General features: G+C 54.6%; 21 protein-coding genes. 9 read left to right on the top strand and 12 right to left on the bottom strand.

The features are described from left to right. Positions 1-10 precede the first annotated feature (10 nt). Positions 11-1357: a tRNA (N6-isopentenyl adenosine(37)-C2)-methylthiotransferase MiaB gene (gene miaB / locus C7H09_RS11680; protein WP_106762814.1), complete on the bottom strand. Its 1347-nt coding sequence runs from the start codon at positions 1355-1357 to the stop codon at positions 11-13. Between the two features lie 339 nt (positions 1358-1696). Between miaB and trmH the strand changes: the two genes are divergently transcribed. Next, on the top strand, positions 1697-2431 hold the full coding sequence (trmH, locus tag C7H09_RS11670) for a tRNA (guanosine(18)-2'-O)-methyltransferase TrmH (protein ID WP_106762809.1): 735 nt from the start codon (positions 1697-1699) through the stop codon (positions 2429-2431). Between the two features lie 49 nt (positions 2432-2480). Here the strand turns inward: trmH and C7H09_RS11665 are convergent, their stop codons facing one another. After that, the gene (locus C7H09_RS11665; protein WP_165794821.1) at positions 2481-2732 is read right to left on the bottom strand and encodes an ankyrin repeat domain-containing protein; all 252 of its coding nucleotides are present in this window, start codon (positions 2730-2732) and stop codon (positions 2481-2483) included. Positions 2733-2813: 81 nt separating this feature from the next. On the opposite strand from C7H09_RS11665, the gene C7H09_RS11660 reads away from it, so the two are divergent. The 5 genes from C7H09_RS11660 to C7H09_RS11640 all read left to right on the top strand — a co-directional run bounded on the left by C7H09_RS11660 (position 2814) and on the right by C7H09_RS11640 (position 9479). Beyond that, entirely contained in the window at positions 2814-4976 is a 2163-nt protein-coding gene (locus C7H09_RS11660; protein ID WP_106762804.1) for an McrB family protein, read from the top strand. Then, complete coding sequence (locus C7H09_RS11655) at positions 4976-7549, top strand: DUF2357 domain-containing protein (RefSeq protein ID WP_106762801.1); 2574 nt, start codon at positions 4976-4978, stop codon at positions 7547-7549. Before C7H09_RS11660 ends, C7H09_RS11655 begins: the two co-directional genes overlap by 1 nt. A 549-nt stretch (positions 7550-8098) precedes the next feature. Further along, positions 8099-8776, top strand: coding sequence for a hypothetical protein (locus C7H09_RS11650; protein WP_106762799.1), 678 nt, complete (start codon positions 8099-8101; stop codon positions 8774-8776). Next, positions 8776-9057 (top strand): hypothetical protein, encoded by a 282-nt coding sequence (locus tag C7H09_RS11645; protein ID WP_106762796.1) that lies wholly within the window; start codon positions 8776-8778, stop codon positions 9055-9057. Before C7H09_RS11650 ends, C7H09_RS11645 begins: the two co-directional genes overlap by 1 nt. Continuing rightward, complete coding sequence (locus C7H09_RS11640) at positions 9054-9479, top strand: hypothetical protein (protein WP_106762794.1); 426 nt, start codon at positions 9054-9056, stop codon at positions 9477-9479. The genes C7H09_RS11645 and C7H09_RS11640 overlap by 4 nt, the downstream gene beginning before the upstream one ends. Positions 9480-9764: 285 nt before the next feature. Here the strand turns inward: C7H09_RS11640 and C7H09_RS11630 are convergent, their stop codons facing one another. From C7H09_RS11630 to C7H09_RS11615, 4 genes are all read right to left on the bottom strand, one after another. Next, positions 9765-10784: a nucleoid-associated protein gene (locus tag C7H09_RS11630; protein ID WP_106762789.1), complete on the bottom strand. Its 1020-nt coding sequence runs from the start codon at positions 10782-10784 to the stop codon at positions 9765-9767. 124 nt (positions 10785-10908) lie between these two features. Beyond that, positions 10909-12567 (bottom strand): sulfate adenylyltransferase subunit CysN, encoded by a 1659-nt coding sequence (gene cysN / locus C7H09_RS11625; RefSeq protein ID WP_106762786.1) that lies wholly within the window; start codon positions 12565-12567, stop codon positions 10909-10911. A gap of 1 nt (position 12568) precedes the next feature. Continuing rightward, positions 12569-13483, bottom strand: a complete 915-nt coding sequence (cysD, locus tag C7H09_RS11620) for a sulfate adenylyltransferase subunit CysD (RefSeq protein ID WP_338064041.1) — start codon at positions 13481-13483, stop codon at positions 12569-12571. 163 nt (positions 13484-13646) lie between these two features. After that, a complete protein-coding gene (locus C7H09_RS11615; RefSeq protein WP_106762784.1) occupies positions 13647-14069 on the bottom strand; it encodes a PilZ domain-containing protein in 423 nt (140 codons plus the stop codon). A gap of 303 nt (positions 14070-14372) precedes the next feature. Here C7H09_RS11615 and rimO point away from each other — a divergent pair, with 303 nt between their 5' ends. After that, entirely contained in the window at positions 14373-15713 is a 1341-nt protein-coding gene (gene rimO / locus C7H09_RS11610) for a 30S ribosomal protein S12 methylthiotransferase RimO (RefSeq protein WP_106762782.1), read from the top strand. A gap of 68 nt (positions 15714-15781) precedes the next feature. Here the strand turns inward: rimO and C7H09_RS11605 are convergent, their stop codons facing one another. From C7H09_RS11605 to C7H09_RS11595, 3 genes are read right to left on the bottom strand one after another with little or no spacing between them, the layout of a single operon-like run. After that, entirely contained in the window at positions 15782-16453 is a 672-nt protein-coding gene (locus C7H09_RS11605) for a carbonic anhydrase (RefSeq protein WP_106762779.1), read from the bottom strand. Positions 16454-16472: 19 nt separating this feature from the next. Further along, on the bottom strand, positions 16473-18281 hold the full coding sequence (gene oadA / locus C7H09_RS11600) for a sodium-extruding oxaloacetate decarboxylase subunit alpha (RefSeq protein WP_106762777.1): 1809 nt from the start codon (positions 18279-18281) through the stop codon (positions 16473-16475). A gap of 18 nt (positions 18282-18299) precedes the next feature. Then, positions 18300-19715 carry an acetyl-CoA carboxylase biotin carboxylase subunit gene (locus C7H09_RS11595; protein WP_106762774.1) on the bottom strand — a complete coding sequence of 472 codons (1416 nt, stop codon included), beginning with the start codon at positions 19713-19715 and terminating at the stop codon, positions 18300-18302. 134 nt (positions 19716-19849) lie between these two features. Here C7H09_RS11595 and C7H09_RS11590 point away from each other — a divergent pair, with 134 nt between their 5' ends. Then, positions 19850-20797 carry a LysR family transcriptional regulator gene (locus C7H09_RS11590; RefSeq protein ID WP_106762771.1) on the top strand — a complete coding sequence of 316 codons (948 nt, stop codon included), beginning with the start codon at positions 19850-19852 and terminating at the stop codon, positions 20795-20797. Positions 20798-21189: 392 nt separating this feature from the next. Here the strand turns inward: C7H09_RS11590 and gatB are convergent, their stop codons facing one another. The 3 genes from gatB to gatC are packed head-to-tail and all read right to left on the bottom strand — an operon-like array spanning position 21190 to position 24442. Further along, complete coding sequence (gene gatB / locus C7H09_RS11585; protein WP_106762768.1) at positions 21190-22641, bottom strand: Asp-tRNA(Asn)/Glu-tRNA(Gln) amidotransferase subunit GatB; 1452 nt, start codon at positions 22639-22641, stop codon at positions 21190-21192. Between the two features lie 22 nt (positions 22642-22663). Then, positions 22664-24121, bottom strand: a complete 1458-nt coding sequence (gene gatA, locus C7H09_RS11580) for an Asp-tRNA(Asn)/Glu-tRNA(Gln) amidotransferase subunit GatA (RefSeq protein ID WP_106762766.1) — start codon at positions 24119-24121, stop codon at positions 22664-22666. 33 nt (positions 24122-24154) lie between these two features. After that, positions 24155-24442, bottom strand: coding sequence for an Asp-tRNA(Asn)/Glu-tRNA(Gln) amidotransferase subunit GatC (gene gatC, locus C7H09_RS11575; RefSeq protein WP_106762763.1), 288 nt, complete (start codon positions 24440-24442; stop codon positions 24155-24157). A gap of 357 nt (positions 24443-24799) precedes the next feature. Between gatC and C7H09_RS11570 the strand changes: the two genes are divergently transcribed. Continuing rightward, positions 24800-25843: a rod shape-determining protein gene (locus C7H09_RS11570; RefSeq protein ID WP_106762761.1), complete on the top strand. Its 1044-nt coding sequence runs from the start codon at positions 24800-24802 to the stop codon at positions 25841-25843.

Below are 25843 nucleotides of genomic sequence, written 5' to 3'. Positions count from 1 at the left end.
GGGTTTCGGCTCAGTAGAGTTGGCTTCCCGCAGGAACGCCTCTCAGGGAATTCGGGTAGGCTTCAACAATCTCGACATCGATAAAGTGCCCGACAACCTCGGGGTTGTCGTGGCGGAAGTTAACGATGCGATTGTTCTCGGTACGCCCGGCGTATTCGCCCGGATCCTTTTTTGACAGGCCGGTTACGAGGATGCGCTGGGTGCTGCCTACCATCTTGCGGCTGATGTCCATGACATTCTGGTTCAGTCGGTCTTGCAGAATGTTCAGTCGCTGCTTTTTCACGTCCATGGGCGTGTCATCCGGCAGGTCCGAAGCCGGTGTGCCCGGTCGGGCGCTGTAAATGAAGCTGAATGACATGTCAAAACCGATGTCGTTGATCAGTTTCATGGTGTCCTCGAAGTCTTTGTCGGTTTCGCCGGGGAAGCCGATGATGAAATCGGAGGAAAAACTGATGTCCGGGCGGATTTTCCGCAGCCGGCGCAGTTTGGATTTGTACTCCAGGGCGGTGTGGCCCCGCTTCATGGCCGCGAGAATGCGATCGGAACCGCTCTGTACCGGCAGATGCAGATGGCTGACCAGTTCGGGCACACGCTCGTAGACATCGATCAGCGCATCGCTGAATTCCACCGGATGGGAGGTGGTGTAGCGGATGCGGTCGATCCCATCAATGGTGGCGATCAGTTCGATCAGTTCTGCCAGGTCCATCATGTCGCCGTCGTGGGTCTCGCCCCGGTAGGCGTTGACGTTCTGGCCCAGCAGGTTGACTTCGCGCACACCGAGGGTGGCCAGGTGGGCGACTTCGGCGATCACATCATCCGCCGGGCGGCTGACTTCTTCACCACGGGTGTAGGGCACTACGCAGAAGGTGCAGTATTTGCTGCAGCCTTCCATGATGGAGACGAAGGCAGAGGGGCCGTCGGCGCCGGGCTCGGGCAGGTTGTCGAATTTTTCGATTTCCGGAAAACTGACGTCGACGACGCCGACTCCGTCACCTTTGGTGCGGATTTCGGTGATCATGTCGGGCAGTCGGTGCAGGGTTTGCGGGCCGAACACCATGTCTACGTAGGGCGCCCGGTTTATGATGGCCTGGCCTTCCTGGCTGGCGACGCAGCCGCCCACGCCGATGATGAGGTCGGGCTTTTTGGTTTTGAGACGTTTCCAGCGGCCGAGCTGGTGGAACACTTTTTCCTGGGCTTTTTCGCGGATGGAGCAGGTGTTCAGTAGCAGGATGTCGGCGTCGTCCGGGCTGTCGGTCATTTCGACCGCTTCGCCGGTTTTGAGCAGGTCTGCCATGCGGGCAGAGTCGTACTCGTTCATCTGGCAGCCGTGGGTTTTGATGTACAGCTTTTTGGCCATGGGTCTCACGTTTTCTGGTGTATGGGCGCCGGGGTGGAGTGGGGCGCTGGCAAAAATGGACTGCGTATTATAACGGGGTGCTTAATCTTCAACCACCGTTGTCTCGGTATTCCTCATTTTGCTGTGTGCTATCATCCTGGCCTTGGTGCTCGAAGGCTTTCGGGGTTGGCTTTCCAAAAACCGCTACGAGCACATCCATGTGCGCTTCTCTCAGGCCATCCTTGGCCTTCGAAATTTTTGGAAAGCCAACCCCGAAACCCTTCCTGTGTGTTGGCGTGGGATTTCTCACAAGCCTTGAGGTTGGCAGAAATTTCACCGTAACTTGAATGACTCGCAAACATGACTCCAGAACGCCTCGCCCGAATCAAGCAGATCCTGAACACCCGCCAACCCGACCTGCGGGTGCTTACCGATCAGGTGCATAAGCCCCGAAATCTTTCGGCAATCATCCGCTCCTGCGATGCCTTTGGGCTGGCCAATATGCACGTGGTCTGGCCCAAAGAGGGCTTTCGGGCGTTTCGTAAGACCGCCGGGGGCAGTTTTCACTGGGTGACGACCCACACTCATCCCACCATGGACGCAGCGGTGGCTGAGTTGAAGGCCCAGGGGCATAAACTCTATGCGGCGCAGTTGTCGAACCGGGCGGTGGATTTCCGCGAGGTGGATTACACCGTGCCCTGTACCATCATCATGGGTAATGAGGTGGATGGGGTGAATCCGGTCACTGCCGAGCAGGCGGATGAGCACATTGTGGTGCCGATGATGGGGATGGTGGAGTCGCTGAATGTGTCGGCGGCCTGTTCCATTATTTTGTCCGAGGCGCAGCGGCAGCGTCAGTTGGCGGGGATGTTTGATCAGCGCCGGATGCCGGATGAGGAGTACGAGCGGTTGTTATTCTGCTGGTGTCAGCCCACGGTGAAGCGCTACTGCGATGACCGGAATCTGCCGTATCCGCCGCTGGATCCGGAAACCGGGGATCTGCTGGATGGTGTGGGCTGGATGCAAGAGGTGCGCAAGCTGCGGGCTGATCGTCCGCGATGGGACGAGCAGCCGGAGAATGTAGTAGAGGGCTAGCCCGGATCAGCTTTTTGGGGCAGGTGCCTCCGTAGATGTATGCAGATTTTTAATTTTTTATTTGTAATTCAATCGCCTTCATATTGAGGTGCGGGTTTTGCTCGATTATGGCTGAGAGCAGGTCGGCGGCTGTCCGGCCTTGGTTTCTATCTTTTATACCGGGATTGGCACCCAAGGATATCAGGATTTCAACAAGTTCAGGCTCGTTGATAAGGACTGCTTCGTGTAATGCGGTATATCCGGTGATTAATGAGAACCCATTGATGTCTGCACCAGAGGAAAGCGCGGCCTTAATAACCAATATGGCTCGCTCAGGATGTGTAGGATAAGCATTAATAACGCAGACGTATGAACTCCACACAGAAACAATGGGACTGATGTAATGCAGGGAACTGGCGCGGAAGGGTTTTTCGCCTCTGATTTAGAGGGCTTAACCGAGGCGGAGCTTGTTAGCTTACTAAAAAGTCAGTGGGGCTATGCCAAAGAACAGCCTTTTGATGCGATTGGTCGCCTAAAAGGAATTACTACCAATAGCGGTGCCACTTTTTTTATTCTGGAAGAGCTACACAGCATCCATGATGGCGCCGCTTTACTTTACCCTTTAAACGAACCGGACGTTCGCCACACGGTGTTTGTTGGCGCGATTAACAAAACCCAGTTGAGTGTGGAACCGACCGACGGGCTTTGGGTAAAAGCCAGAATGGAGCTTTCGCCCAAACAGGAACGGACGAAGCATAAGAATCCGTTTGCGCTAAAAGTGGTTAATGGCGGTTTGGAGCGGCTCGAAGCAATTCCCGAAGAAGCAGCCAATACTGACATTGTTATCGATGGCGAGAGTTACATTGAAAGTTGGGTGCTTGAGTTTTACCGGCAAAAGCACCAAGAGCAAATAAACAAAGAAGGTGAACAGCTACGGGTAGAGCTGCAGCAACAGCGCGCCAATGAAGAGCAGCGTGTTGAGGCGTTACAGAGTGCAGTGGAAAAACTGGACAACCAGGTAAAGAGTCAAACCGATGCTCTGCACAAGACTGCAGAAGAGCTTGCTACCACCCGCGATCTGCGAGACAAAACTGAGATCGAACTTGGTCAGCGCAAGAAAAACATGGAGTATCAATTGAGTAGATTAAATAGTTTTATTGAGCAAAAAGCGAAGATGCTGTTGGAGCTGGACTTAATCAGTGAGGATGACGCTGACAACTTGCTTGGACAGCCCGGTACTGAGTCAAAGCGGAAAGGGCACGATTTTTCGGGTGTGTTTGCATCAGACTTAGGGCAGGCAATTAGCTATGTGCAGGCCTTTATGCAGCATAGAGGAATTATATACCGCCGCAAAGTACTGGAAGACTTTTTTGCTCTGCTGACCACTAATGATTTGATTATTTTGGCTGGAGACTCTGGGGCGGGTAAGACGAACTTGGTTAAGTCGTTTGCCGAAGCAATCGGTGGAAAGTCCATTATCGTGCCAGTCAAACCTAACTGGACCAGTGCTGAGGACTTGTTGGGCTACTACAACCCGCTGGAACAGAAATACCTGTCAACGCCGTTTTTGGATGCGCTGTTCGAGGCCGCACGCAACCCAGACGTACCATATTTAATTTGTCTGGATGAGATGAATCTGGCGCGGGTCGAGTATTACTTTGCGGATTTCCTCAGTCTCCTGGAAGAGCGGGGACAGGTACCGGAAATTTATCTGTATTCCGATTCTGAAGCTGAACACTTACTTAGCGAAACTCGGAACTTTATAGCGCTAATTGATGAAGCGAAGATTAAGGTGGATAAACCAAATTTGGTGAGCTTTTTAGACCTTCTTCGTGACGAAAGCTTGAATATGAAGTTGCATGAGCTATGCGGCTTTCGAGAAGGGGATTCTCTGCTTAAGTACCATGCTCAGTTACGCAAGCTAATGAGCAGTTATTTGAATACCCCTTCGTCTATTAAGTTGCCACCGAATGTCAGAATTATTGGCGCTATCAATGTAGACGAAACCACGCACTACCTTTCTCCCAAGATTCTCGACCGAGCACATATCCTGCGATTCACGAGCCCTCTGCTGACCGACTGGTCAGTGGCAGAAGATGAGGTGGAGGAGTTCGACCTAGATATGAATTTGCCCGTGCTTTTTGATGCGGAGGTACTGGGAGCGAGAGAACACTACCCTGAGTTTGATCGTAATGATCCTTTAGTACAGACCCTGATTTACGTGGTTCGAGAGTTCCTTGAGCCGTTGGGGATAGAGTTTGGCTTGCGGACGGTTAGGCAGGCGCGTCAATACAGTGCTGCGTTACAACCCTTCGATGCTGATGATGATCTCATTCTGAACAACATTGTACTGCACAAAATTTTGCCCAAATTGATGTTTGATGGTGAAAAACAGGTGGATGGGGATCTTGCTAGAAAGGACATTCTGGTGGCAATGAGAGATTACCTCGACCAACAGTTAACGGCATTGGACAAAGATGGCACCGATTCTTGCATCGAAGAATTTGACCGGGTAATTCGCAATGCGAAAGCGAACGACTGGGTAGTGAATTACTGGTCGCGCTGATGCTACCTGCAGAAGTCAGATACCTTGATGTTTTTTGGAGCGATCCCGAGACCGTCATAAAGTTAGTGTCGAGTCGGGATGCCATCGAGTTCGAACAAACACCGTCTGGTTGGAAAGGAGAAACAACCACCTTTCCTAGCACTCATCATTTCATCGGGGTGCGGGTCACGGATGCAAAGGTCGAGCATACCCCTTACATTCTGGCTCCAAATGGAAACCGTCAAGAGTTGAGGGCGGTTAAACAGCCAGGCGGCGATGAAGTATGGTGGATACAAAGCGATGTCTGGGATCAAGAAAATAAACGTTGGCTGAGTGAGCTCTATCGAACTGCCGGTAGAGTGGAGTTAATCGTGCAAGGGCAACCGTTAATTCTAGAAAATAATACTTTTAATTTTACGGTTGCCGAGCTGGAGTACTACTTAGCTGACTTTAAAAATAGTTTGTGGATGTTGATTCTTGATAATAACAGCCCAGCAAAGGCGGGTATCAACAAAGAAGCCCCTGATGTTTTTGATAACGAGGTGTTAGGGCTACTCAACAGTTTTATCGAAAGCGTGGAGAAAATCGTAAAAAAACCAGGAATGGTTTTGTCTGAGACGCAGCAAAAATTGCCGCTACGCGCTGTCAGGCCCGTACCGCGAACGTTTAGAGAGTATGCGACCCAGCCAAGTACCAAACTGCTTTCGAGTCGCTCTTTCTATGAGAGTTACGATACCTCTGAAAACCGCTTCATTCATTATTGTATTCAACGCGTACTCTACGTTATCCGGAGCTTATCAAAGGTTGCAGCAGCACAAGAGCGTTCCTACGCGCAGAGAATTCAGCAAGAGATAGAGTGGCGAGATAAGTTACAGGCGACAGATACCAAGAAAGTCGATTCGCGAGTTTACGATAATGAAATCGCCAAAATCGAAGCAGATTTAGATGAGCTAAATCAAAATTTATCAAAAACTGTTTCTAAACGCTGTCAAAAGCCTTTCGAAAGGCGCGCTGAAAGGCATGGAACCTACTCAATTCAACTTGGGGCTTCTTACCGGAGTTCAAAGACGAGTTTTTTCGCGAATCGACTAAATGGCGATGATTTTCGTGAACGCTATGGTACATATCTTGTAGTTAACTTCCCCTGCTTTGATGATTTCTCGCTAATAAACAGCAAGCTGGGCGGCGCAGAGTTGTCGGTGACAGGGATTTATGGGAAACACCGAAGTTTCAATAGTAATGGAAGCGAATACTTTGAGCTTACATTCTATGAGGTGGAATCCGTATCAATAGTAAAGCATCCTTTGCTAGCGAAACTTTCCGAATTAATCGAGCACAGAGAGGAGCTAGAGAAACAAGCTTGGATCGTCCCCCTAACATGGGAAGAGGCTAAGGATCGGCGGATAGAACGTGATGTCTCGACTAAAAAGACTCTTTTTTATGAGAGCCTGCAAAATAAAATGTCGGATTTCTTGGCATCGATACCCACGATACAGAAGCGTTTGACGAAAGTTTGTTCATTTTTTCAGGGTCACAAAGTAAAGGTCCGATCGGACTGCCCGAATACTATGGTATTTGTCCAAAACCCTTCATATGCATCTGCAAAGGCTTTATTTAATAGAGTTACAACACTCAATGGTCTGGACGAATCTGTATTAAATTCATTGATGGTGATCGATGAAGTCGGGTTGGTGAACGTTGCAAGTCTCTATGAGAAATGGTGTCTTATTCAGATAATTAAGGTGTTACATCAAATCTACAACTTTGATATTGCTGACGGGTGGGAGCGGATTCTCGTCAAGGCGGTTTTAGAAAATAGTTATAATGTTGAAGTTAAATTGAGTTCATCCGGTCGCCAGCAAAGTATAGTGCTTACATACGAGAAAGTTTTGGAGTCAGGTAAAAGGCCTGACTTTGTTATAGACCTGATTTCCAAAAGGTATGTGGAACCTACCAAAGAGAAGCCTCAATGGTCATTCGAGGGAGAGCATCAGAGTCGCATAGTGCTTGACGCAAAGTTTCGGGGTGATATCAGCGAGCAGCACCTTAGCCGGTTGGTTGATGAGTTATATTATGATAAGAATTATAGTGAAGATAACAATAATCAAGTTTTTGTAATTCATCCAAGTCCTAATGTTATCGAAGATCGAACTTCTCCATTAATTTGGGGAACACAGTGTGACTATGGGCAAAGTAATGAGAAGAACCATAACATAGGTAGTATTTTTGTTAGCCCTTCATTGACGCACAGCCAATCGATTGAAAATCTTCAGCGCCTTATTGGTCTATTTTTGCAGAATAATACCGCAATTCTCTATGACAAAAGCACGCATATTTTGTCATGGCATAACAGCGCGTGCATATCCTGTGGTAATGGTGATTTTAGTGCGATTGATATGCAGTATAGTCCAACAGCCGGTGGAAACGAACGATGGGCGATAACGTGTAAAGTTTGCTCTTTAATTACTGTTAAAACGGTTTGTGCAACCTGCAGGAAATCTCTGTTCAAAAATGGACCTAAGTGGACATACCACCGGACTATGGCCGAACAAACCTCAAATGTAGTTTGTCCGAACTGTGATACTTTTTTATAGAGTTGTGCATTATAGCGAGCGATCTAAATTAATCGGAATCCGTGCTTTTAAAAGGAATTGGTATGAGCAACGTCGGTCAGCGAGAGCGAGTAACACAAAGTCGGGTGGTTAGCCCGGATTTCTCATAGCTACTCAGCCCTCTGCATACTCATCAGTATTTGGGGACTATTTGCTCTCTACACGTCGGAGACGATGCCGGAGCTTTTCAAGCTCTCTACTTTCAGCGTTGTAGGTCTCGGATTATAGAAGGTGCTGACCTCGATTTTTTGTTCGCCTTTTCAGCAGCCTGTCGAACTTGAGTTTATAGGTAGTCGTTTTCGAAGAATGAATGGAAGCAGGAGAGGTTCGTAAGGCTGGGGTCTTATGTGTATCTCTTGGGGGCTTGTATAAAGGAGAGTAGCTTTGTTAGTTTCGCAACTGATCTCCCTTATGGAGGGGAAAGTTGGGCTGAGTGCGCTCGTATTGGCAGTAGTGCGATTTGAGTTACGCCTAGCGAAGGGAGATTTTTGAACGAAGCCACGTCAATCATTCATGCAAGGATGCAGTATTATGCAATCAAATTCCGCAATTACTCGTTACACCACCAGTGACTTTCAATCGGCACCAGTATTGGCATTGGCCGATCTGATGGGTTTGGATTCAGGGCACAAGCAGCAAATAGCTTCGAATACGGGCTTTTATGGTGGCCTGCTATGTGGAATAGCAGTGCATCGTCATTTGGATCGACAGAACCACATGGAGGTTAACCGCCGCATAATCGAAGAAGTTCCCGTAGGAAGACTGCAAGCGAAACTGCGTGAGCTCGTGGTTATGCAGCGGGTTCAGCCATACTGGTTTATGTGGTCTTTGAGTGATGAGGAACTCCAGGGTTTTTTCGAGCTTAATAACGCCGTTGAGACAGTGACGGGGCACCTCGTGCCCTCAGGACTCGATGGCATATTGGGAGGCCTAACGGTTGCCGCTTTAGCTACAACGGCTTACGAGGTTGCGACATCTGGTGGTAAGGCGCTTGTTAAAGATAGAGTTCGGGCTGTTGCAGGCAGTCAACTAGTCGAAGCTGTTGCGAGGAGGCTTGGTGCTAATCCTGCAATAGTTGTGCAAGCCGGTTACATTGTGATTCCGGTAGCCATAGTTATCGCTGGCTTGAATATAATGGCAAAACACAGCTCTGAGAGGGCGCGCCGGGAGCTTTCCGCCCGAGGGTTGCTTGCGTATAAGGATCTCTGATGGTTGGATTGTCAATTGGCGCTGGAATTGCCGCATGGTACGTTGCTTTGACGTTGTTGCGGCGCGTCATGATGCAGCCGGAGCTGGCTCGAAACGCCAGGCTATGGTTGTTCTTGTCAGTTGGCCTCGTCGCTATGCTGTTTGCTCTGGTCTTCTCTTTGGCTCTGGCAGCGGTCGGTTATCAACTTTTTGATGTCAAGACCTTCGCGTTTGCATTTATGCTTTTCGCGCTACTCAGTTTTATTACGGGAGTCTTTTGCATCAGGAAGGTGCTGCCATGATCCCGCTCAGTAGTAGATTTGCATTTGAGATGTGGTGGTTTTTAGCCGCTCTGATTCTTCTTTTCAGCCTTTATGACGATGCTCAGGCGAACAAAGGGATAAGTGAAAACCTGGCTCCTGAATTGATCCGTTATTCCAAGGCTTCACTGAACCTGAGTTTATGTGCTGTGGTCTTCGAAGAGGAGGTCAGAGATTTTGAGGGTGCCGAGCGGTATGGGGCGGGCGTTGTTCATACTGAACGATTGATACGTCAGGGTAGTTGGACGGATAAAGAGGTTTTGTCAGCGAGCGTTTCAGCTATGGAGCAGGACTATTCATTCAGACTAACACCAGAGAAGACTTGGGCGGACTTTCGGCGCGAGAAATTTACTCGCGAATTTTGCGACAACGTGCTTGATGAGTTACCGGGCCAGAGTGATTAAATGATGATAATCCTCTTGGCTGTGGGCTTGTTTTTTGCAGGAGCGGTTTGTCATTGCAGAATTCTACGGGCCAGCGCGGCTGGTTCCAGGCTTCCCCTGAGAATTCTATTTGCTTTGTTCAGTGCAAGCTCGCTGGCGATCTCCACGGCAATCTTGATGGGAGAGTTCTTAAGTCTTCCCATCAGTTTCTGGACTGCGATAGCGACTACGCCAGTATTTTTTTTGTTTACTGATTCCTTGAGCTCGGCTCTGCGGTTTTACGCCGAGGATTCAAAGCACTGAATATTATTCATTATTTCGTCCCTCCAGATATCGCTGCAGTTGTTCACGCAGGGCTTTGGGCAGGCGGGTGATGGTCAGGGCGTCTTTGTCCCGGTCGTAGTACACCGCCTGGTTGACCAGGTCGGAGGAGAAGGACACGCTCATGCCACCGCCGGAGCCCGCGATGCGGACGAGTTTTTTCACTTTTCGGTGGTCCGGGTGCAGTACGCCGGTTTCCGGTAGTTCGGCGTTCTGGCTGGCGAATTCCTTGAAGCGCTCGGGTTGGCTTTCGTCCAGGTAGTTGGACAGGGCTTCGATTTCCACCGGCTCGCCCAGGGCGTGCTGGTCTTTGCAGAATTCGTAGGCTTTGGCGCGTACCTCGCCCGCTTTTTCCGGCTCGCTGGTTTTGGCGAAGGCTTCGACGGCGTCGAGGAAGGTCATGGTTTCTTTTTCCACGTCGACGCTGTTGGTGAAGCCGCACAGGCGGATAAAGAGTTCGCCCGGGTCGCCGGTGCCGCGGCCGTGGATGAGGGTGATGTAGTTTTCGCTGCCTTTGCCCTCGCGCCAGTCGTCCAGCTCAATTCGAGCGGCCAGGTTCAGGCGGGACAGGCTGAGCACATCGGTGGCATCCAGTTTCTGGCTGCCGTCAAAGCGCATGGCGCTGTCGGTTTCCAGCACGTACAGGTACACCACCTCGGCGTCGGCCAGGGCGTCGTGGACGATCACCAGGTGGCCGTCGAACTCTTCCTGGCTGCCGTTCAGCAATTCCTGCCACTGGCCGAACAGGCGGTCGGTCATGGCGGCAAAGCTTTGTTTGTCTTCCAGGTAGTCTTTCAGCCAGGCGCTGAACGGACTTTCGCCAAGGTCTTCGGAGAAGCGGCCGTATTTTTTGCCGGGTTTGCTGTTGAACAGGCGCTTCATTTGCTTGTGCAGGGCTTCGTAATCGCCACCGGGCTCCTGCTGGGCTTCGCCACTTACAAGGCGGGCGGGCTGGCCCGGCTGGTATTGACTGGCGAAAGCGGTGCGCAGGTGTTTGATGGCCATGGGCTGCTCCTGTCTGATGTAGTCGGCTGCGGGGCGTGATTGTGCCACGGATGGCGCAGAAAGAAACCCCGATCCCCTGCTAATGAGCGGGATCGGGGCAGGGGTCTGCGGAAGGAACCAGTACTCAGATTCGCTTGCTGCGAGTCAGCTCCTGTACCAGTGTCGATACGGCTTCGGGGATCTCGGCGCCGGTCTCGGCGCTGCCGCTGACATGGGCAACATCGGAACCCAAATTGATAACAATCGCTATCAAACCGTTGGCACTCAGCAGTTGCGCGGTGCGGCGGCGGTGGTCGGCGTCTCCGGTGTTTTCTTCAGAGACCACCACGGCGGTTTTACCCTGATCAAACAACGCGCGTTCCACTGCCAGAGCCAGTTGCGATGCCTGCTTACCGTTACAGCCAATAATGGCTGGCTTCTGGGCCAGGCGGCGTTCCCGTTCTTCGGTGGTGACCGGATCCTGGGAAGCCAGGCCGTCGGCCAGGCCGTCAATCATGCCAGCGCCGATGGTGACGTTGGTCAGTCGGTCAATCACGATAAAGCTGCCGGTGGCGTGGTTGCGCTGATAGGCGTCGAAGGCCACGGGCTGGCTCAGGGTCAGTTCGCACAGGCCGATTTCGTTAAGTGCCAGTTGCGCCGGGTTGTCCTGCTGTTCCAGGGTGTTGACATCGGTCTGGTGGTGAATCCGTTTGACGGTGCCCGAAGTAAACGTCGGCCCCAGTTTGATATCGTAAAGGCGGCCGGTTTGAAGGGGGGAGTCGGTCATCCAGACGATGTGAGCGTTAAACCGGTTGTGTACTTCCGGCTCATCATCCACTTTAACCAGCATGTCACCGCGGCTAATGTCGATCTCGTCTTCGAGGGTCAGGGTAATGGCCTGGTCGATGTAGGCTTCATCCAGGTTGCCGTCGAAGGTCACGATGTCTTTGACCTTGCTGGTGCGGCGCGAAGGCAGTGCCATCACCGCATCACCGGGACGAACCACGCCAGAGGCAATGGTGCCGCAGAAGCCCCGGAAATTCAGGTTGGGGCGGGTAACGTACTGCACCGGAAAGCGGAAGTGCGCCAGGTTCTTATCCCGGGAGACTTCCACATTTTCCAGAATGTCCATCAGTGGCTGGCCGGTGAACCAGGGTGTGTTGTCACTCCGGTTGACCACGTTGTCGCCATCCAGTGCCGAGATTGGCACAAAGCGAATGTCTTTCAGGCCCAGCTGGTTGGCAAAGGCCAGATATTCTTCGCGGATTTCGTTGAAGCGGTCTTCGCTGAAATTCACCAGATCCATTTTGTTGACCGCCACCACGATGTGGCGAATGCCCAAAAGAGACGCGATGAACGAGTGGCGCCGGGTCTGGGTGAGTACGCCGTGGCGGGCGTCGATCATCAGGATAGCCAGTTGCGCGGTGGAGGCACCGGTGGCCATGTTGCGTGTGTATTGCTCATGGCCCGGGGTGTCGGCGATGATGAACTTGCGCTTGTCGGTGCTGAAGTAGCGGTAGGCCACATCGATGGTGATGCCCTGTTCCCGCTCGGCCTGCAGGCCGTCCACCAGCAACGCCAGATCCAGCTTTTCACCGGTAGTGCCCATTTTGGCGCTGTCGGTTTTCAGACTGGCCATATGATCTTCATAGATCATTTTGGTGTCGTGTAGCAGGCGGCCAATCAGGGTGCTTTTGCCGTCGTCGACGCTGCCGCAGGTAAGCAGGCGCAGCAGCTCCTTGTTTTCATGTTGTTTCAGGTACGCCTGAATATCGTCGGCGATCAGATCAGACTGGTGTGACATCTTAGAAGTACCCTTCCCGCTTTTTCTGTTCCATGGAGCCCGCTGAATCATGATCGATCACGCGGCCTTGTCGTTCCGAACTGGTGGCCAGCAGCATTTCCTGGATGATGTCCGGTAGGGTGTTGGCCTCCGATTCAATCGCACCGGTGAGCGGATAACAGCCCAGAGTGCGGAAGCGCACGGATTTCATCATCGGCTTCTCGCCCTCTTTCAGGGGCATGCGATCATCGTCCACCATAATCAGGGTGCCGTCCCGCTCAACCACCGGGCGCACCGCCGAGTAGTACAGTGGCACTATGTCGATGTTCTCCAGATAGATGTATTGCCAGATATCCAGCTCCGTCCAGTTGGACAGTGGGAACACCCGAATGCTTTCGCCTTTGTTGACCTTGCCGTTGTAGGTATTCCACAGCTCCGGGCGCTGGTTCTTCGGATCCCAGCGGTGGTATTCGTCGCGGAATGAGTACACCCGCTCCTTGGCCCGGGATTTTTCTTCATCCCGGCGGGCACCGCCAAAGGCGGCATCAAACTTGTATTTGTCCAAGGCCTGCTTGAGCGCCAGGGTTTTCATAACGTCTGTATGTTTGGCGCTGCCGTGGCTGAAGGGGCCGATGCCCTGCTTCACGCCGTCCTCATTGGTGTGCACCAGCAGATCCAGGCCAAACTTTTCCGCCACCTGATCCCGGAAGGTGATCATGTCGCGGAATTTCCAGGTAGTGTCTACGTGCAGCAGCGGGAAAGGCAGTTTGCCAGGATAGAAGGCTTTCAGCGCCAGATGCAGCATCACAGCGGAGTCTTTGCCGATGGAGTAGAGCATGACCGGGTTATCAAATTCGGCGGCGACTTCCCGGATTATGTGGATGCTTTCGGCTTCCAGCTGCTTGAGATGCGTGAGGTTGTATGTGGTCATGATCATCCATTGCCCTGAGGGCAGAGTGTTGCCAGAAAATAGGATTTACCACTATAACAGAGCCGGTAAGGGCATAAGAAGCCTTCGATTTAGAATTTAAGCGCATTAGAATATGGTGCTGCTGTGAGCACTGCGCGGGTGAGGTGCTGCCGGTGCGTTCAGAATCCGGTTAGTGTGTACTGCCGGGCAGGGTGCGTGCGTCTGACAACAGCTTGGCGACGTAGCGGTCGACATATTCAAAGCCATTGTCTTCGAATTCCGTAAACTGAATGCCTACCTGGAACTCGTTGCGGGCAATACGGCGCATGTGCACGATGTTTCCACTGGCCAGCACGGTAACGGGTTGAGTGGGCACTACCGGTACGGTGAAGCAGGTATTTACGCCAATCCAGAAGCCGGGGGAGGGCGCCCGCATACCAGGCACCAGCGCCTGAACGGTATGTTGATCGCAGGAAATCATGACACCGGAGCGCGAAAGATTGGAGACCTTGCAGGTCAGGCAGCAGCCGTCTGGTTTTTCGATGCTGATGTCCGTCGAGACGTCGACCCGTTGCTGGTTTCGCAGATTGATTTTGGCGGCGTTAGATCTCATGAGCATTCTTCTGGCAGATAATGTCTTTAAAGAAATAACCGGTTTCGTACCGCTGCCACACAGCGGGATTGACAAACGATATCAAGATTAGCTGTTTACAAAGTGATCAACAAGCGATCCATAGGGTATTATGTCAGGATTGCAGGGTGTTTCTGAACACGATGTCACAAATTGTGCCTGAAAGTTGATGCGGGTCAGTATGTATACTGAAGCCGGTGCGCACCTGTAAGGCTGCGTTGAACCACGCCCTGCGGTAAGATTGCGCTCCTTATTCATTGGGATAATACAACCCCGCAGGTTTTTATGGTCGATAAAGCAGAAAACGCCGCTGCAGGCGGCAAAGTCGGATTCATCAGTCTGGGGTGCCCGAAAGCCCTGGTGGACTCCGAAAGAATCCTGACCCAGCTTCGGCTGGACGGTTACGACGTTGTGCCCACCTACGACGACGCCGATATTGTGGTGGTGAACACCTGCGGTTTTATTGATGCCGCCAAGCAGGAGTCATTGGATGCCATTGGAGAGGCCATCAGCGAGAACGGCAAGGTAATCGTTACCGGCTGCATGGGCGTTGAAGCGGAAAAAATTCGCGAAACCCATCCGGGCGTGCTGGCAGTCTCCGGCCCTCATGCGTATGAGGAAGTGGTCGGAGCGGTACACCAGTATGTGCCGCCCAAGAAAGAACACGATCCGTTTGTTGATCTGGTGCCGCCCCAGGGTATCCGGCTGACGCCCAGGCACTACGCCTATCTGAAAATTTCCGAAGGCTGCAATCACCGTTGTACCTTCTGCATTATTCCCTCCATGCGGGGCGATCTGGTCAGTCGGCCGATTGGCGATGTGATGGACGAGGCTCAGCGCCTGGTGGATGCTGGGGTTAAGGAAATCCTGGTAATTTCCCAGGATACCTCGGCCTATGGTGTCGACATCAAATACCGCACCGGCTTCTGGCAGGGCCGCCCGCTGAAAACCCGGATGCAGGCGCTGTGCGAGGCGCTTGGTGAAATGGGCGTGTGGGTGCGGCTGCATTATGTCTACCCCTATCCCCATGTGGATGATGTGATTCCGCTGATGGCCGAGGGCAAAATCCTGCCTTACCTGGATATCCCGTTCCAGCACGCCAGCCCGAAAGTGCTCAAGGCGATGAAGCGCCCGGCCCACGACAGCAAGACCCTGGAGCGCATCCGCAAGTGGCGGGAGATCTGCCCGGAGCTGACCATTCGCTCTACCTTTATCGTTGGCTTCCCCGGTGAAACCGAGGAAGACTTCCAGTACCTGCTGGACTGGCTGGATGAAGCGCAGCTTGATCGGGTGGGTGCTTTCACCTACAGCCCGGTGGAAGGCGCGCCAGCCAATGAGCTGGAAGGAGCGGTGCCGGAAGAGGTGAAGGAAGAGCGCCTGGCCCGGTTTATGGAAAAGCAGGCGGCCATCTCCGCTGCCCGCTTGCAGGCCAAAATCGGCAAGACCATTGAAGTGCTGATCGACGAAGTGGACGAAGAGGGTGCCATTGGCCGATCCAAAGCGGATGCGCCGGAAATCGACGGTATGGTGTACCTGAACGGTGAAACCGGGCTACAGCCGGGGCAGGTGGTGCTGGCCGTGGTGGAAGAGGCCGACGAGCACGACTTGTGGGCGTCACTCGCCTGAGCGCGATAAGCCGCCAATGAAACGAATCAGCCCCGGCCTTCCGGGGCTGATTCGTTTTAGCTTGGAGTTCAGGCCGGGCTGTTCTGTACGCGGGCAATGGTATCGGTGTAATAGTCGTCGAAATTCTTGAAGTCGACGCTGTTCCGTCCGCAACACCGGATGTTGCCGGATTTTATGTCATACACCCAACCGTGGACTTCAATTTTGCCGGTGGCCAGCTTGGCGGCCACCACCGGGTGGGTGCGCAGGTGCTGTACCTGCTGGGACACATTTTCCTCAATGGCTTCGTTCAGATACTTGACGTCCAGCGCCTGTTCGCCATCAATGCCGTGGCGTTCCCGGACAATTTCCATGGCCGACCGGCAATGCCCGAGCCACTCCTTCACGTGAGGCAGCCCCTTCAGGGCCGGAATGTCCAGAGCGCCTTTGATGGCGCCGCAATCGGTATGGCCGCAGACAATAATATGTCGAACCTTCAAAACCGCCACCGCGTATTCAATGGAGGCGGTCATACTGCCGGTTTCATTGCTGTGTGGAGGGATCACGTTGCCGGCATTGCGGCAGATAAACAGATCCCCCGGAACGGAGCCGGTCATCAGGTTCGGGTCGATGCGTGAGTCCGAACAGGTGATAAAGAGAATGTCCGGGTTCTGGCTGTCGGCCAGCGATCGGAACAGATCCTTGCGTTCCGGGTAAACGTTTTTGCGGAAATCCAGTACTCCGCGAACAATATGATCCATGGGTTATCCTCAATGCCGGTCAGGCAACTTCAATCAATACTTCGCCCGGTGTTACCCGGTCGCCTTTGGTTACGTGAACCGCTTTTACAGTGCCATCCACGCTGGTGTGGACTTCGGTTTCCATTTTCATGGCCTCGGTAATCAGAACCGCCTGACCTGCCGAAACGCTGTCGCCTTCGCTGACCAGAACATCCACCACATTGCCGGGCATGGTGGTGGTAATGTGGCCAGGGTCTGTCGCCTGCTTGCGCCCACTGCTACCGGCTCCCGCTTGATACTCATTAAGTGATTCGAACACCACTTCCTGCGGCATGCCGTCCAGCGACAGATAGAGCTTGCGCTTGCCGGGGCCGGAGGCGCCCACGCCAGTTACGGCCACCTCGTAGGTTTCGCCGTGGACATCAATACGAAACTCGGTGGCTACCGCCCCGCCCAGGCGATCACGGCCTTTTTGCTCGGCCGGCAGCAATTCCTCGGGCTGCAAAGTGCCGTCTTTCCGCTGCTGCAAAAACTCACGGCCCAGATCCGGGAACATGGCGTATGTGAGCACATCTTCCTCGCTCTGCGCCAGACTACCAATGTCTTCTCGCAACTTGGCCACCTCCGGGCTCAACAAATCGGCCGGGCGCCCCTCATTCACGTCTTCGTTACCGATGGCCTTTTTCTGGACTTCCGCATTAACCGACGCTGGCGGATGGCCATAGCCGCCCTGCAGGTAACGTTTTACTTCATTGGTAATGGTTTTGTAGCGTTGCCCCGCCAACACATTATAGACGGCCTGGGTGCCGACGATCTGCGACGTGGGCGTAACCAGAGGAGGATAGCCAAGGTCTTCACGGACCTTAGGGATTTCATTGAACACCTCCCGGATCTTGTCGAGGGCATTCTGTTCTTTCAGCTGGTTGGCCAGGTTGGACATCATGCCGCCTGGTACCTGGTTGATCTGCACCGACACGTCTTCCCGGGTGAACTCGCTTTCAAACTGGTGATACTTTTTGCGCACTTCGCGGAAGTAATCGGCGATTTCGCTCAACAGTACCAGATCGAGGCCGGTGTCATAGTCGGTGCCTTTCAGGGCGGCCACCTGGGATTCCGTTGCCGGGTGGCTGGTGCCATTGGCAAAAGCGGAAATGGCGGTATCGATACGGTCAGCGCCAGCTTCCACCGCCTTGAGCTGACACATGGCAGCCAGGCCAGCAGTGGCGTGGCTGTGAATCACCAGCGGCAGATCCACCGCGGATTTGATGGCCTTGACCAACTCGTAGGTGGCATAGGGTGTTAGCAGCCCCGCCATGTCCTTGATGGCAATGGAGTCAGCGCCCATGGCCTGAAGCTCTTTTGCCTGCTTCACGAACAGTTCCGGGGTGTGTACCGGGCTGGTGGTGTAGCAGATGGTGCCCTGAGCGTGTTTGCCTGCTTTCTTCACCGCCTTCATGGCGGTTTCCAGATTGCGCAGGTCGTTCAGGGCGTCGAAAATGCGGAACACATCAATGCCGTTGTCCGCCGCTTTCTGGACAAACGCCTCCACCACGTCATCCGCATAGTGCCGGTAGCCCAGCAGGTTCTGGCCTCGCAGCAGCATTTGCAGGCGGGTGTTGGGCAATGCTGCGCGCAACTGGCGCAGCCGCTCCCAGGGGTCTTCTTTCAGAAATCGTACGCAGGCATCAAACGTGGCGCCGCCCCAGACTTCCAGAGACCAGTAGCCAACCTGGTCGAGCTTGTCGCAGATAGGCAGCATATCCTCGGTGCGCATGCGCGTTGCGATCAGGGACTGGTGTGCGTCGCGAAGGATCAGATCCGTTACTTCAATTTTCTTTGTCTTGCTCATATTCAATGCTCCTTCGAATTACCAGCCAGCGTGGGCCGCAATGGTGGCGGCAATGGCCAGTGCAACTTCACTGGGGTGACGTTTGGTGGAGTAGTTCAGCAATTCCGGGTGGCTGGGCACAAAGCTGGTGTCGAACTTGCCCGCCCGGAAATCCGGGTGATCCAGAATCTGCTGGTAATAGTTGGCGGTGGTGGTTATGCCGTGCAGTCGCATATCATCCAGCGCCCGCTTGCCCCGGGCGATCACTTCCTCCCAGGTGAGTGCCCAGACCACCAGTTTCAGGCACATGGAGTCGTAGTAGGGCGGGATTTCATAGCCGGTGTAGATGGCCGTATCCACCCGCACACCCGGGCCGCCGGGGGCGTAATAATGAGTAATGCGCCCAAAGCTGGGCAGAAAATCGTTTTTCGGATCTTCCGCGTTAATCCGGAATTGCAACGCAAAACCCCGGTAGGAAATATCTTCCTGCCGGTAACTCAGCGGCAGCCCAGCGGCGATCCGCAACTGTTCCCGGACAATATCCACCCCGGTAATCGCTTCGGTGATGGTGTGCTCTACCTGCACCCGGGTGTTCATTTCCATGAAATAGACTTCATTACCAGACAGCAAAAACTCCACCGTACCGGCATTTTCATAACCCACGGCCTTGGCCGCTTTCACTGCCAGGTTGCCGATGTACTGGCGCTGCTCCGGGGTCAGTTGAGGGCTGGGGGCGATTTCGATCAACTTCTGATTGCGCCGCTGGATGGAACAATCCCGCTCAAACAGGTGAATGGCGTCGCCCTGGCTGTCGGCCAGCACCTGCACCTCAATGTGGCGGGGGTTGACTATGCATTTCTCCATGAACACTTCGGCCGAACCAAAAGCTTTGGTTGCTTCCGAGATCACCCGCGGGTACTGGGTTTTTAGCTCATCGGGGGTGTCGCACCGGCGAATGCCCCGGCCACCACCACCGGAGGTGGCTTTCAGCATCACCGGATAGCCAATCTCGTTGGCCAGTTTAAGGGCCTCGTCCAGATCGGCCAGGTTGCCTTCAGAACCTGGCGTAATCGGCACCCCGGCGGCGCGCATGCTGTCCCGGGCCTGGGTTTTGTCACCCATTTTGTGGATAACGTCGGATTTCGGGCCAATAAAGGTCAGGCCTTTTTGTTCGCACAGTTGGGCAAAGCGGGCGTTCTCCGACAAAAAGCCATACCCGGGGTGGATGGCGTCACAGCCAATCTCCGCCGCCAGGTTCACAATCCGGGCCGGATCCAGATACCCGGCGATGGGGTCTTCGCCGAGAGAGTAGGCTTCGTCCGCTCGCTTTACATGCAGGCCATAGCGGTCGGGCTCTGTGTAAATGGCCACCGAACGAACCCCCATCTCGGCGCAGGCGCGCACAATGCGCACCGCAATTTCGCCCCGGTTGGCGATAAGCACTTTCTTCAGCATGGGCGATTCCTCGTTTCGTCGTCCCGATTGAAGGTGAAAAAAGCTTAAATGCGATGATGGATGAGGAAAAATTGATATTATTTCGGTTATCTATAAGTGATAACTTATAAATAAAGTCGATTCGGGAAAAGCCTATGCCGCTCAGCATCCAGAAACTCGCCAGCCGCCTGACCTTCCGGCAGCTTCAGGTATTCAAGGCTGTGTACGATCTGAAAAGCTACAGCCGGGCTGGCGAGCTGCTTGGCCTTACCCAGCCCGCCGTCAGCAGTCAGATGCGCCATCTCGAACAGGCGCTGGGCACGCCTGTGTTCGAGTATGTCGGGCGCCAGCTATACTGCACCGCTGCTGGTGAGGAAATGGCCTTGTGCGTGAGCGCGGTTTTCCAGGAATTGGCGCAAATGCAGGATCGCCTCGCTGCACTGGAAGGGCGGGTGGCGGGTGATCTCAAACTGGTGGCGGTAAGCACGGCCCAGTATGTGGTGCCGTACCTTCTGGGGGCGTTTCTGCAATTGAATCCGCAAGTGAATGTCTCGGTAGCCGTGGTTAACCGCGCCACTGCCCTGCAGCGCCTGAACGACAATAGCGATGACCTGGCCATTATGGGGATGGTGCCCACGGAGCGGCCCTTGTCCTCACTGCCGTTTCTGGACAACGAACTGGTGCCGGTGGTGCCGGCGGGGCACCCGCTATTGCAGAAGGGTAGAGTAACCGCGCAGCATTTTCTCGACAGCCAGTTGCTGGTGCGCGAGCCGGGGTCGGGCAGTCGGCTGGCGCTGGAGCTTTATTGCCAGCAGCACCGGTTGAAGTTGTCGCCGTCCATGGAGTTGGGGTCGAATGATGCGGTGAAGCATGGCGTGTTGGCGGAGTTGGGGGTAGCGGTGATTCCGCGTTTGAGTGTGGTGTCGGAGTTGAAGCTGGGGACGTTGCAGGTGCCGCCGATTGTCGGGTTTCCCTTGCGGCGCAGTTGGTGCGTGGTCTATCCCCAGGCTCGGCACCCTACGCCAGCGATGCGGGCGTTTATCGACTATATCCAGCAAAATATTGCTCAATTTGAGCGGGTGTTTCGGCGGCTGGCTTCTTAGTGTTGGTGTTCGCCTTCGCCCAGCCTTCTGAATCTGGAGTTAGCCACAGCGGGAGACGCCTCCCAAAAAACGCTCTTGTTTTTGCGAGCGTGCTGCACACACGTTTAATCGGCAGGGTTTGGGCTTCCTTCCCAAAAATTTCGGAGGCCATGGATGGCCGGAGAGAAGCGCACATGGGTGAGGCAAGCGTTTATGAAGCGAAGCTTCATGCGCAGCCGAACGACAGCAATCTATGATTGCTGGCCGGGCCCGCTTGCGGGTGCTTGTAGCGGTTTTTGGGAAGGAAGCCCAAAGCCTGCCTGCACCAAAACCGGCAGGCTAGGGCCCAGATAGCGGGCCTGTCCCAAGGTCAAGAAAACCGGGGCCCTGGTCAGAGCCCCGGAGGCCGGTGATTAGCCACCCAGCTTGCGGACAAGAATCTCGTTGAATAGCTTGGGGTTGCCCTGGCCCTTGGAGGCCTTCATCAGCGGCCCCATGAAGCCACCCAGCATCTTCTTGCGCTTCTTCGGGTCTTCCTCGCCCTGGTATTGGGCCACCTGATCCGGCATACCAGCCAGAACCTCATCCACCATGGCTTCCAGGGCACCGGTATCGGACACCTGTTTCAGCCCCTTGGCCTCGATAATGGCGTCCACGTTGTCGTTTTCGCCGGTCCATAGGGCCTCGAACACCTTCTTGGCGCCGGAGGAGGAGAGCGTGTTGTCGGCGATGCGCACCACCAGATCACCGAGTTGGGCACCGGTGATGGGCGATTCGGCAACGGACTTCTCCTCGGCATTCAGGCGCGCTGAGAACTCGCCCTGAATCCAGTTGGCGGCCAGTTTGGCGTCTTTGCCGTGGGCCACAGTTTCTTCGAAGAAGGTGGCCAGTTTGGCGTCGGCAGACAGAATGCCCGCGTCGTAGTCGTTCAGGCCGTACTGCTCCTTGAAGCGGGCGCGGCGGGCGTCGGGCAGTTCCGGCAGGCGGGCGCGGGCGTCTTCGATGAAGGCGTCGTCGATTTCCACTGGCAGCAGATCCGGGCAGGGGAAGTAGCGGTAATCATTGGCTTCTTCCTTGCTGCGCATGGAGCGGGATTCGTCCCGGTCGCCGTTGTACAGGCGGGTTTCCTGGGTGATGCTGCCGCCGTCTTCCAGAATGTCCATCTGCCGCTCGACTTCGTGGGCGATGGCCTGTTCCATGAACCGGAACGAGTTCAGGTTCTTGGTCTCGGTGCGGGTGCCCAGAGTATCGCTGCCCTTGGGTTTCAGGGAGATGTTCACGTCAAAGCGCATGGAGCCCTGAGACATATCGCCGTCGCAGATGCCCAGCGAGGTCACCAGGCTGTGTAGCTTCTTGGCAAAGGCCACGGCTTCTTCGGCGCTATTCATGTCCGGTTCGGTGACCACCTCAATCAGCGGCGTGCCCGCCCGGTTCAGGTCGATGCCGGTCATGCCGTGGTAATCCTCGTGCAGGGATTTTCCGGCGTCTTCTTCCAGGTGGGCGTGGTGAATACGCACCCGCTTGCTGCTGCCATCGGCCAGGTCGATGTCGACATAACCGGGGCCGACGATGGGCTTGTCCAGTTGCGTGGTCTGGTAGCCCTTGGGCAGATCCGGGTAGAAGTAGTTTTTGCGCTCGAACACCGAGCGGCGGCCGATCTCGGCGTTGGTGGCCAGGCCGAACATTACGGCATAGCGGAACGCCTGTTCGTTAGGCACCGGCAGGGTGCCGGGCATGGCCAGGTCAACGGCGCTGGCCTGGGTGTTAGGCTCGGCACCGAAGGCGGTGCTGGAGCCGGAGAAAATCTTGGTCTGGGTGGCGAGCTGAACATGAATTTCCAGCCCGATCACGATATCCCACTGCATGTGTTGGTCTCCTCGTCCGGGCTTATTTTGGTTCACGCTGGTGCCAGTCGGTCACCTGCTGGAATTGATGGGCGGCATTCAGCAAACGTGCTTCCGAGAAATAATCCCCGATCATCTGCAGCCCCACCGGCAAGCCATCGACAAAACCTGCCGGTACCGACATGGCTGGAATACCCGCCAGGTTGATGGCGATGGTGAACACGTCTTCCAGGTACATAGACACCGGGTCGGTGGTTTTTTCACCCTGGATAAAGGCCGGTGAAGGCGTCACCGGGCTCATCAGGATGTCCACCTCTTTAAAAGCGTTAATGAAATCCTGCTGAATCAGGCGGCGTACCTTCTGGGCCTTCAGGTAATAGGCATCGAAATAACCGGCAGACAGGGCATAGGTACCCACCAGAATCCGCCGCTTCACCTCGTTGCCAAAGCCCTCGGCCCGGGTACGGGTGTACATATCCATCAGGTCTTTTGGCTGTTCACAGCGATAGCCGTAACGGGCACCGTCGAACCGGGACAGGTTGGCCGAGGCCTCCGCCGGAGCGATGACGTAATAGGCGGCGATGGCCAGTTTGGCGTTTGGCAGCGACACCTCTTTTACCGTCGCGCCCAGCTTCTCATATTCACGAATGGCGTTACGAACCTGTTCTTCCATCGCAGGCGACAGCTGATCGCTGAAATACTCCTTTGGCAGGCCAATCTTCAGGCCCTTTAGCGGTTCGTTCAGCGTCGCGGTGTAATCCGGCACGTCCCGGTCGATGCAGGTGGAATCCTTCGGATCGTGGCCCGCCATTACATTCAGCATCAACGCGGCGTCTTCCGCCGTGCGCGCCATCGGCCCACCCTGATCCAAAGACGACGCAAACGCAATCATCCCGTAACGGGACACCCGGCCGTAGGTTGGTTTTAACCCGGTAATGCCGCACAAGGCTGCCGGCTGGCGTATAGACCCGCCGGTATCGGTACCGGTTGCTGCCGGCACAAGCCGTGCCGCCACCGCCGCCGCCGAACCTCCGGACGAACCACCCGGCACCCGCTTGTCGCCGTTTGCCAGGCCCCAGGGATTAGTGACCGGGCCATAAAAACTGGACTCGTTGGACGACCCCATGGCGAACTCATCCATGTTGGTCTTGCCCAGACACACTGCGCCCGCCTGCTTGAACTTTGCGGTTACCGTGGCGTCGTAGGGCGGCACAAAATTATCCAGCATCTTCGAGCCGCAAGACGTGCGCACACCACTGGTGCAGAAAATATCCTTGTGGGCAAACGGCACCCCGGTCCACACCGTGGCCTTGCCAGCGGCCCGCATCTCATCGGCAGCCCTGGCCTCGGCCAGCGCCTGCTCATCGGAAACGGTAATAAAGCTGTTGTACTTGCCGTCTTCACTCTTAAGACGGTCCAGGAACTGTTGAGTCAGCTCCACACTCGACATCTTGCCGCTCTCCAGCTCTCTGGAAAGCTCTGCTACGGACTTGTTATGCATGATAAATCCCGAAATAACTGATGGACGACCAAATCACTCAATAACCCTGGGCACCAGATACAGCCCATCCTCGGTAGCGGGCGCAATAGCCTGGAAAGCCTCCCGCTGACTGGTCTCGGAAACCACATCCGGCCGTAGCTTCTGCACCGCATCCAGAGGGTGCGCCATGGGCTCCACCGAATCAGTGTCGGCGGCACTCAACTGATCCACCAAATCCAGAATATTGCCCAGATCTTTCTCCAAAGCCGAAACCTGCTCGCTGTCCACTTTGATGCGGGCGAGCACGGCAACTTTCTCAATGTCCGCGCGGGAAATGCTCACGTTGCCTCCAAAAGCGTGTGTGAAAACAATGTAATAAATTAATCCAGAACTGCACCGTTGGTTTGGTATGAATCCGCGTTGCGTGGCAAAAGGCCTGCACCAGCGCCTGAAAATCTCCTCGGAAACAGCATTCTCGAGGGGGTTCCGGCACCACCTATCGGACAGCGTGCTACTCAAACTTTAAAATAAGGCGCACATATTAGCAGAATCACTTGCAACATTGGCCCCGTGTAAAACGGTAAAATGTGAGAATGGTAAGCCCCAAGGCCCCGATGGCGCCTTGCCTGAGTAGGTGCTCACTGCTAAAGTTGCCGCATTCTTTACTGCAACCGCAACTCTCAGGTTGAAACAACACGAATGTTAATCAAAAGACTCCGAGGTTTATTCTCCAGCGACTTGTCCATCGACCTGGGCACCGCCAACACCCTCATCTTCGTGCGCGAACGCGGCATCGTCCTCAACGAACCCTCAGTCGTTGCCATTCGCACCAACAACTCCCAGAAAATGGTTGCTGCCGTTGGCTCCGAGGCCAAACGAATGCTCGGGCGCACCCCGGGCAACATCACCGCCATCCGCCCCATGAAAGACGGTGTTATCGCAGATTTCGTTGTTACCGAAAAAATGCTGCAGCACTTTATCCACAAAGTCCACGAAAACAGCTTCATTACCCCGAGCCCCCGCGTACTGGTGTGTGTGCCCAGCAAATCCACCCAGGTAGAGCGCAAAGCTATTCGCGAATCCGCTTTGGGTGCCGGAGCCCGGGAAGTATTTCTGATTGAAGAGCCCATGGCGGCCGCTATCGGCGCCGGACTGCCGGTTGAAGAGGCCAGTGGCTCTATGATCGTTGATATCGGTGGCGGCACCACCGAAATCGCCATTATTTCTTTGAATGGTATCGTCTACGCCGAATCAGTGCGGGTGGGCGGCGATAAATTCGACGAAGCCATCGTGACTTACGTCCGCCGCAATTACGGCAGCCTGATCGGTGACACCACCGCCGAGCGTATCAAGCACGAAGTCGGTTGCGCTTATGAAGGGCTGGATATCCGCGAGATCGACGTTCGTGGCCGCAACCTTGCCGAGGGTGTTCCCCGTGCCTTCACACTGAACAGCGAAGAAATCCTGGATGCACTGCAGGAATCCCTGGCACAGATCGTACAGACGGTAAAAAGTGCTCTGGAGCAGTCGCCGCCCGAGCTGGCGTCTGATATTGCCGAGCGGGGCATTGTGCTGACGGGTGGCGGCGCACTCCTGCGCGGTCTGGACAAACTGCTCAGTGAAGAAACCGGCCTGCCGGTCATCATTGCCGAAGACCCGCTTACCTGTGTGGCTCGCGGTGGCGGTAAAGCCCTCGAAGTCATTGATCGTGCTGGTATCGGAATGTTCTCCCAGGAGGGTTGA

The sequence above is a fragment of the Marinobacter fuscus genome (assembly GCF_003007675.1).
In the GTDB taxonomy this organism is placed as follows: domain Bacteria; phylum Pseudomonadota; class Gammaproteobacteria; order Pseudomonadales; family Oleiphilaceae; genus Marinobacter; species Marinobacter fuscus.
Note: the sequence above shows the minus strand (reverse complement) of the source record. Positions and strands in the feature narration are given on the sequence as shown.

Coding starts and splice junctions, on each gene's coding strand:
- rimO (WP_106762782.1), top strand. CDS start 14,373: ATGGTCGATAAAGCAGAAAACGCCGCTGCAGGCGGCAAAGTCGGATTC.
- C7H09_RS11650 (WP_106762799.1), top strand. CDS start 8,099: ATGCAATCAAATTCCGCAATTACTCGTTACACCACCAGTGACTTTCAA.
- C7H09_RS11660 (WP_106762804.1), top strand. CDS start 2,814: ATGCAGGGAACTGGCGCGGAAGGGTTTTTCGCCTCTGATTTAGAGGGC.
- C7H09_RS11645 (WP_106762796.1), top strand. CDS start 8,776: ATGGTTGGATTGTCAATTGGCGCTGGAATTGCCGCATGGTACGTTGCT.
- C7H09_RS11595 (WP_106762774.1), bottom strand. CDS start 19,715: ATGCTGAAGAAAGTGCTTATCGCCAACCGGGGCGAAATTGCGGTGCGC.
- C7H09_RS11570 (WP_106762761.1), top strand. CDS start 24,800: ATGTTAATCAAAAGACTCCGAGGTTTATTCTCCAGCGACTTGTCCATC.
- cysD (WP_338064041.1), bottom strand. CDS start 13,483: ATGATCATGACCACATACAACCTCACGCATCTCAAGCAGCTGGAAGCC.
- C7H09_RS11640 (WP_106762794.1), top strand. CDS start 9,054: ATGATCCCGCTCAGTAGTAGATTTGCATTTGAGATGTGGTGGTTTTTA.
- C7H09_RS11655 (WP_106762801.1), top strand. CDS start 4,976: ATGCTACCTGCAGAAGTCAGATACCTTGATGTTTTTTGGAGCGATCCC.
- oadA (WP_106762777.1), bottom strand. CDS start 18,281: ATGAGCAAGACAAAGAAAATTGAAGTAACGGATCTGATCCTTCGCGAC.
- C7H09_RS11605 (WP_106762779.1), bottom strand. CDS start 16,453: ATGGATCATATTGTTCGCGGAGTACTGGATTTCCGCAAAAACGTTTAC.
- gatB (WP_106762768.1), bottom strand. CDS start 22,641: ATGCAGTGGGATATCGTGATCGGGCTGGAAATTCATGTTCAGCTCGCC.
- C7H09_RS11615 (WP_106762784.1), bottom strand. CDS start 14,069: ATGAGATCTAACGCCGCCAAAATCAATCTGCGAAACCAGCAACGGGTC.
- C7H09_RS11590 (WP_106762771.1), top strand. CDS start 19,850: ATGCCGCTCAGCATCCAGAAACTCGCCAGCCGCCTGACCTTCCGGCAG.
- gatA (WP_106762766.1), bottom strand. CDS start 24,121: ATGCATAACAAGTCCGTAGCAGAGCTTTCCAGAGAGCTGGAGAGCGGC.
- miaB (WP_106762814.1), bottom strand. CDS start 1,357: ATGGCCAAAAAGCTGTACATCAAAACCCACGGCTGCCAGATGAACGAG.
- trmH (WP_106762809.1), top strand. CDS start 1,697: ATGACTCCAGAACGCCTCGCCCGAATCAAGCAGATCCTGAACACCCGC.
- cysN (WP_106762786.1), bottom strand. CDS start 12,567: ATGTCACACCAGTCTGATCTGATCGCCGACGATATTCAGGCGTACCTG.
- C7H09_RS11630 (WP_106762789.1), bottom strand. CDS start 10,784: ATGGCCATCAAACACCTGCGCACCGCTTTCGCCAGTCAATACCAGCCG.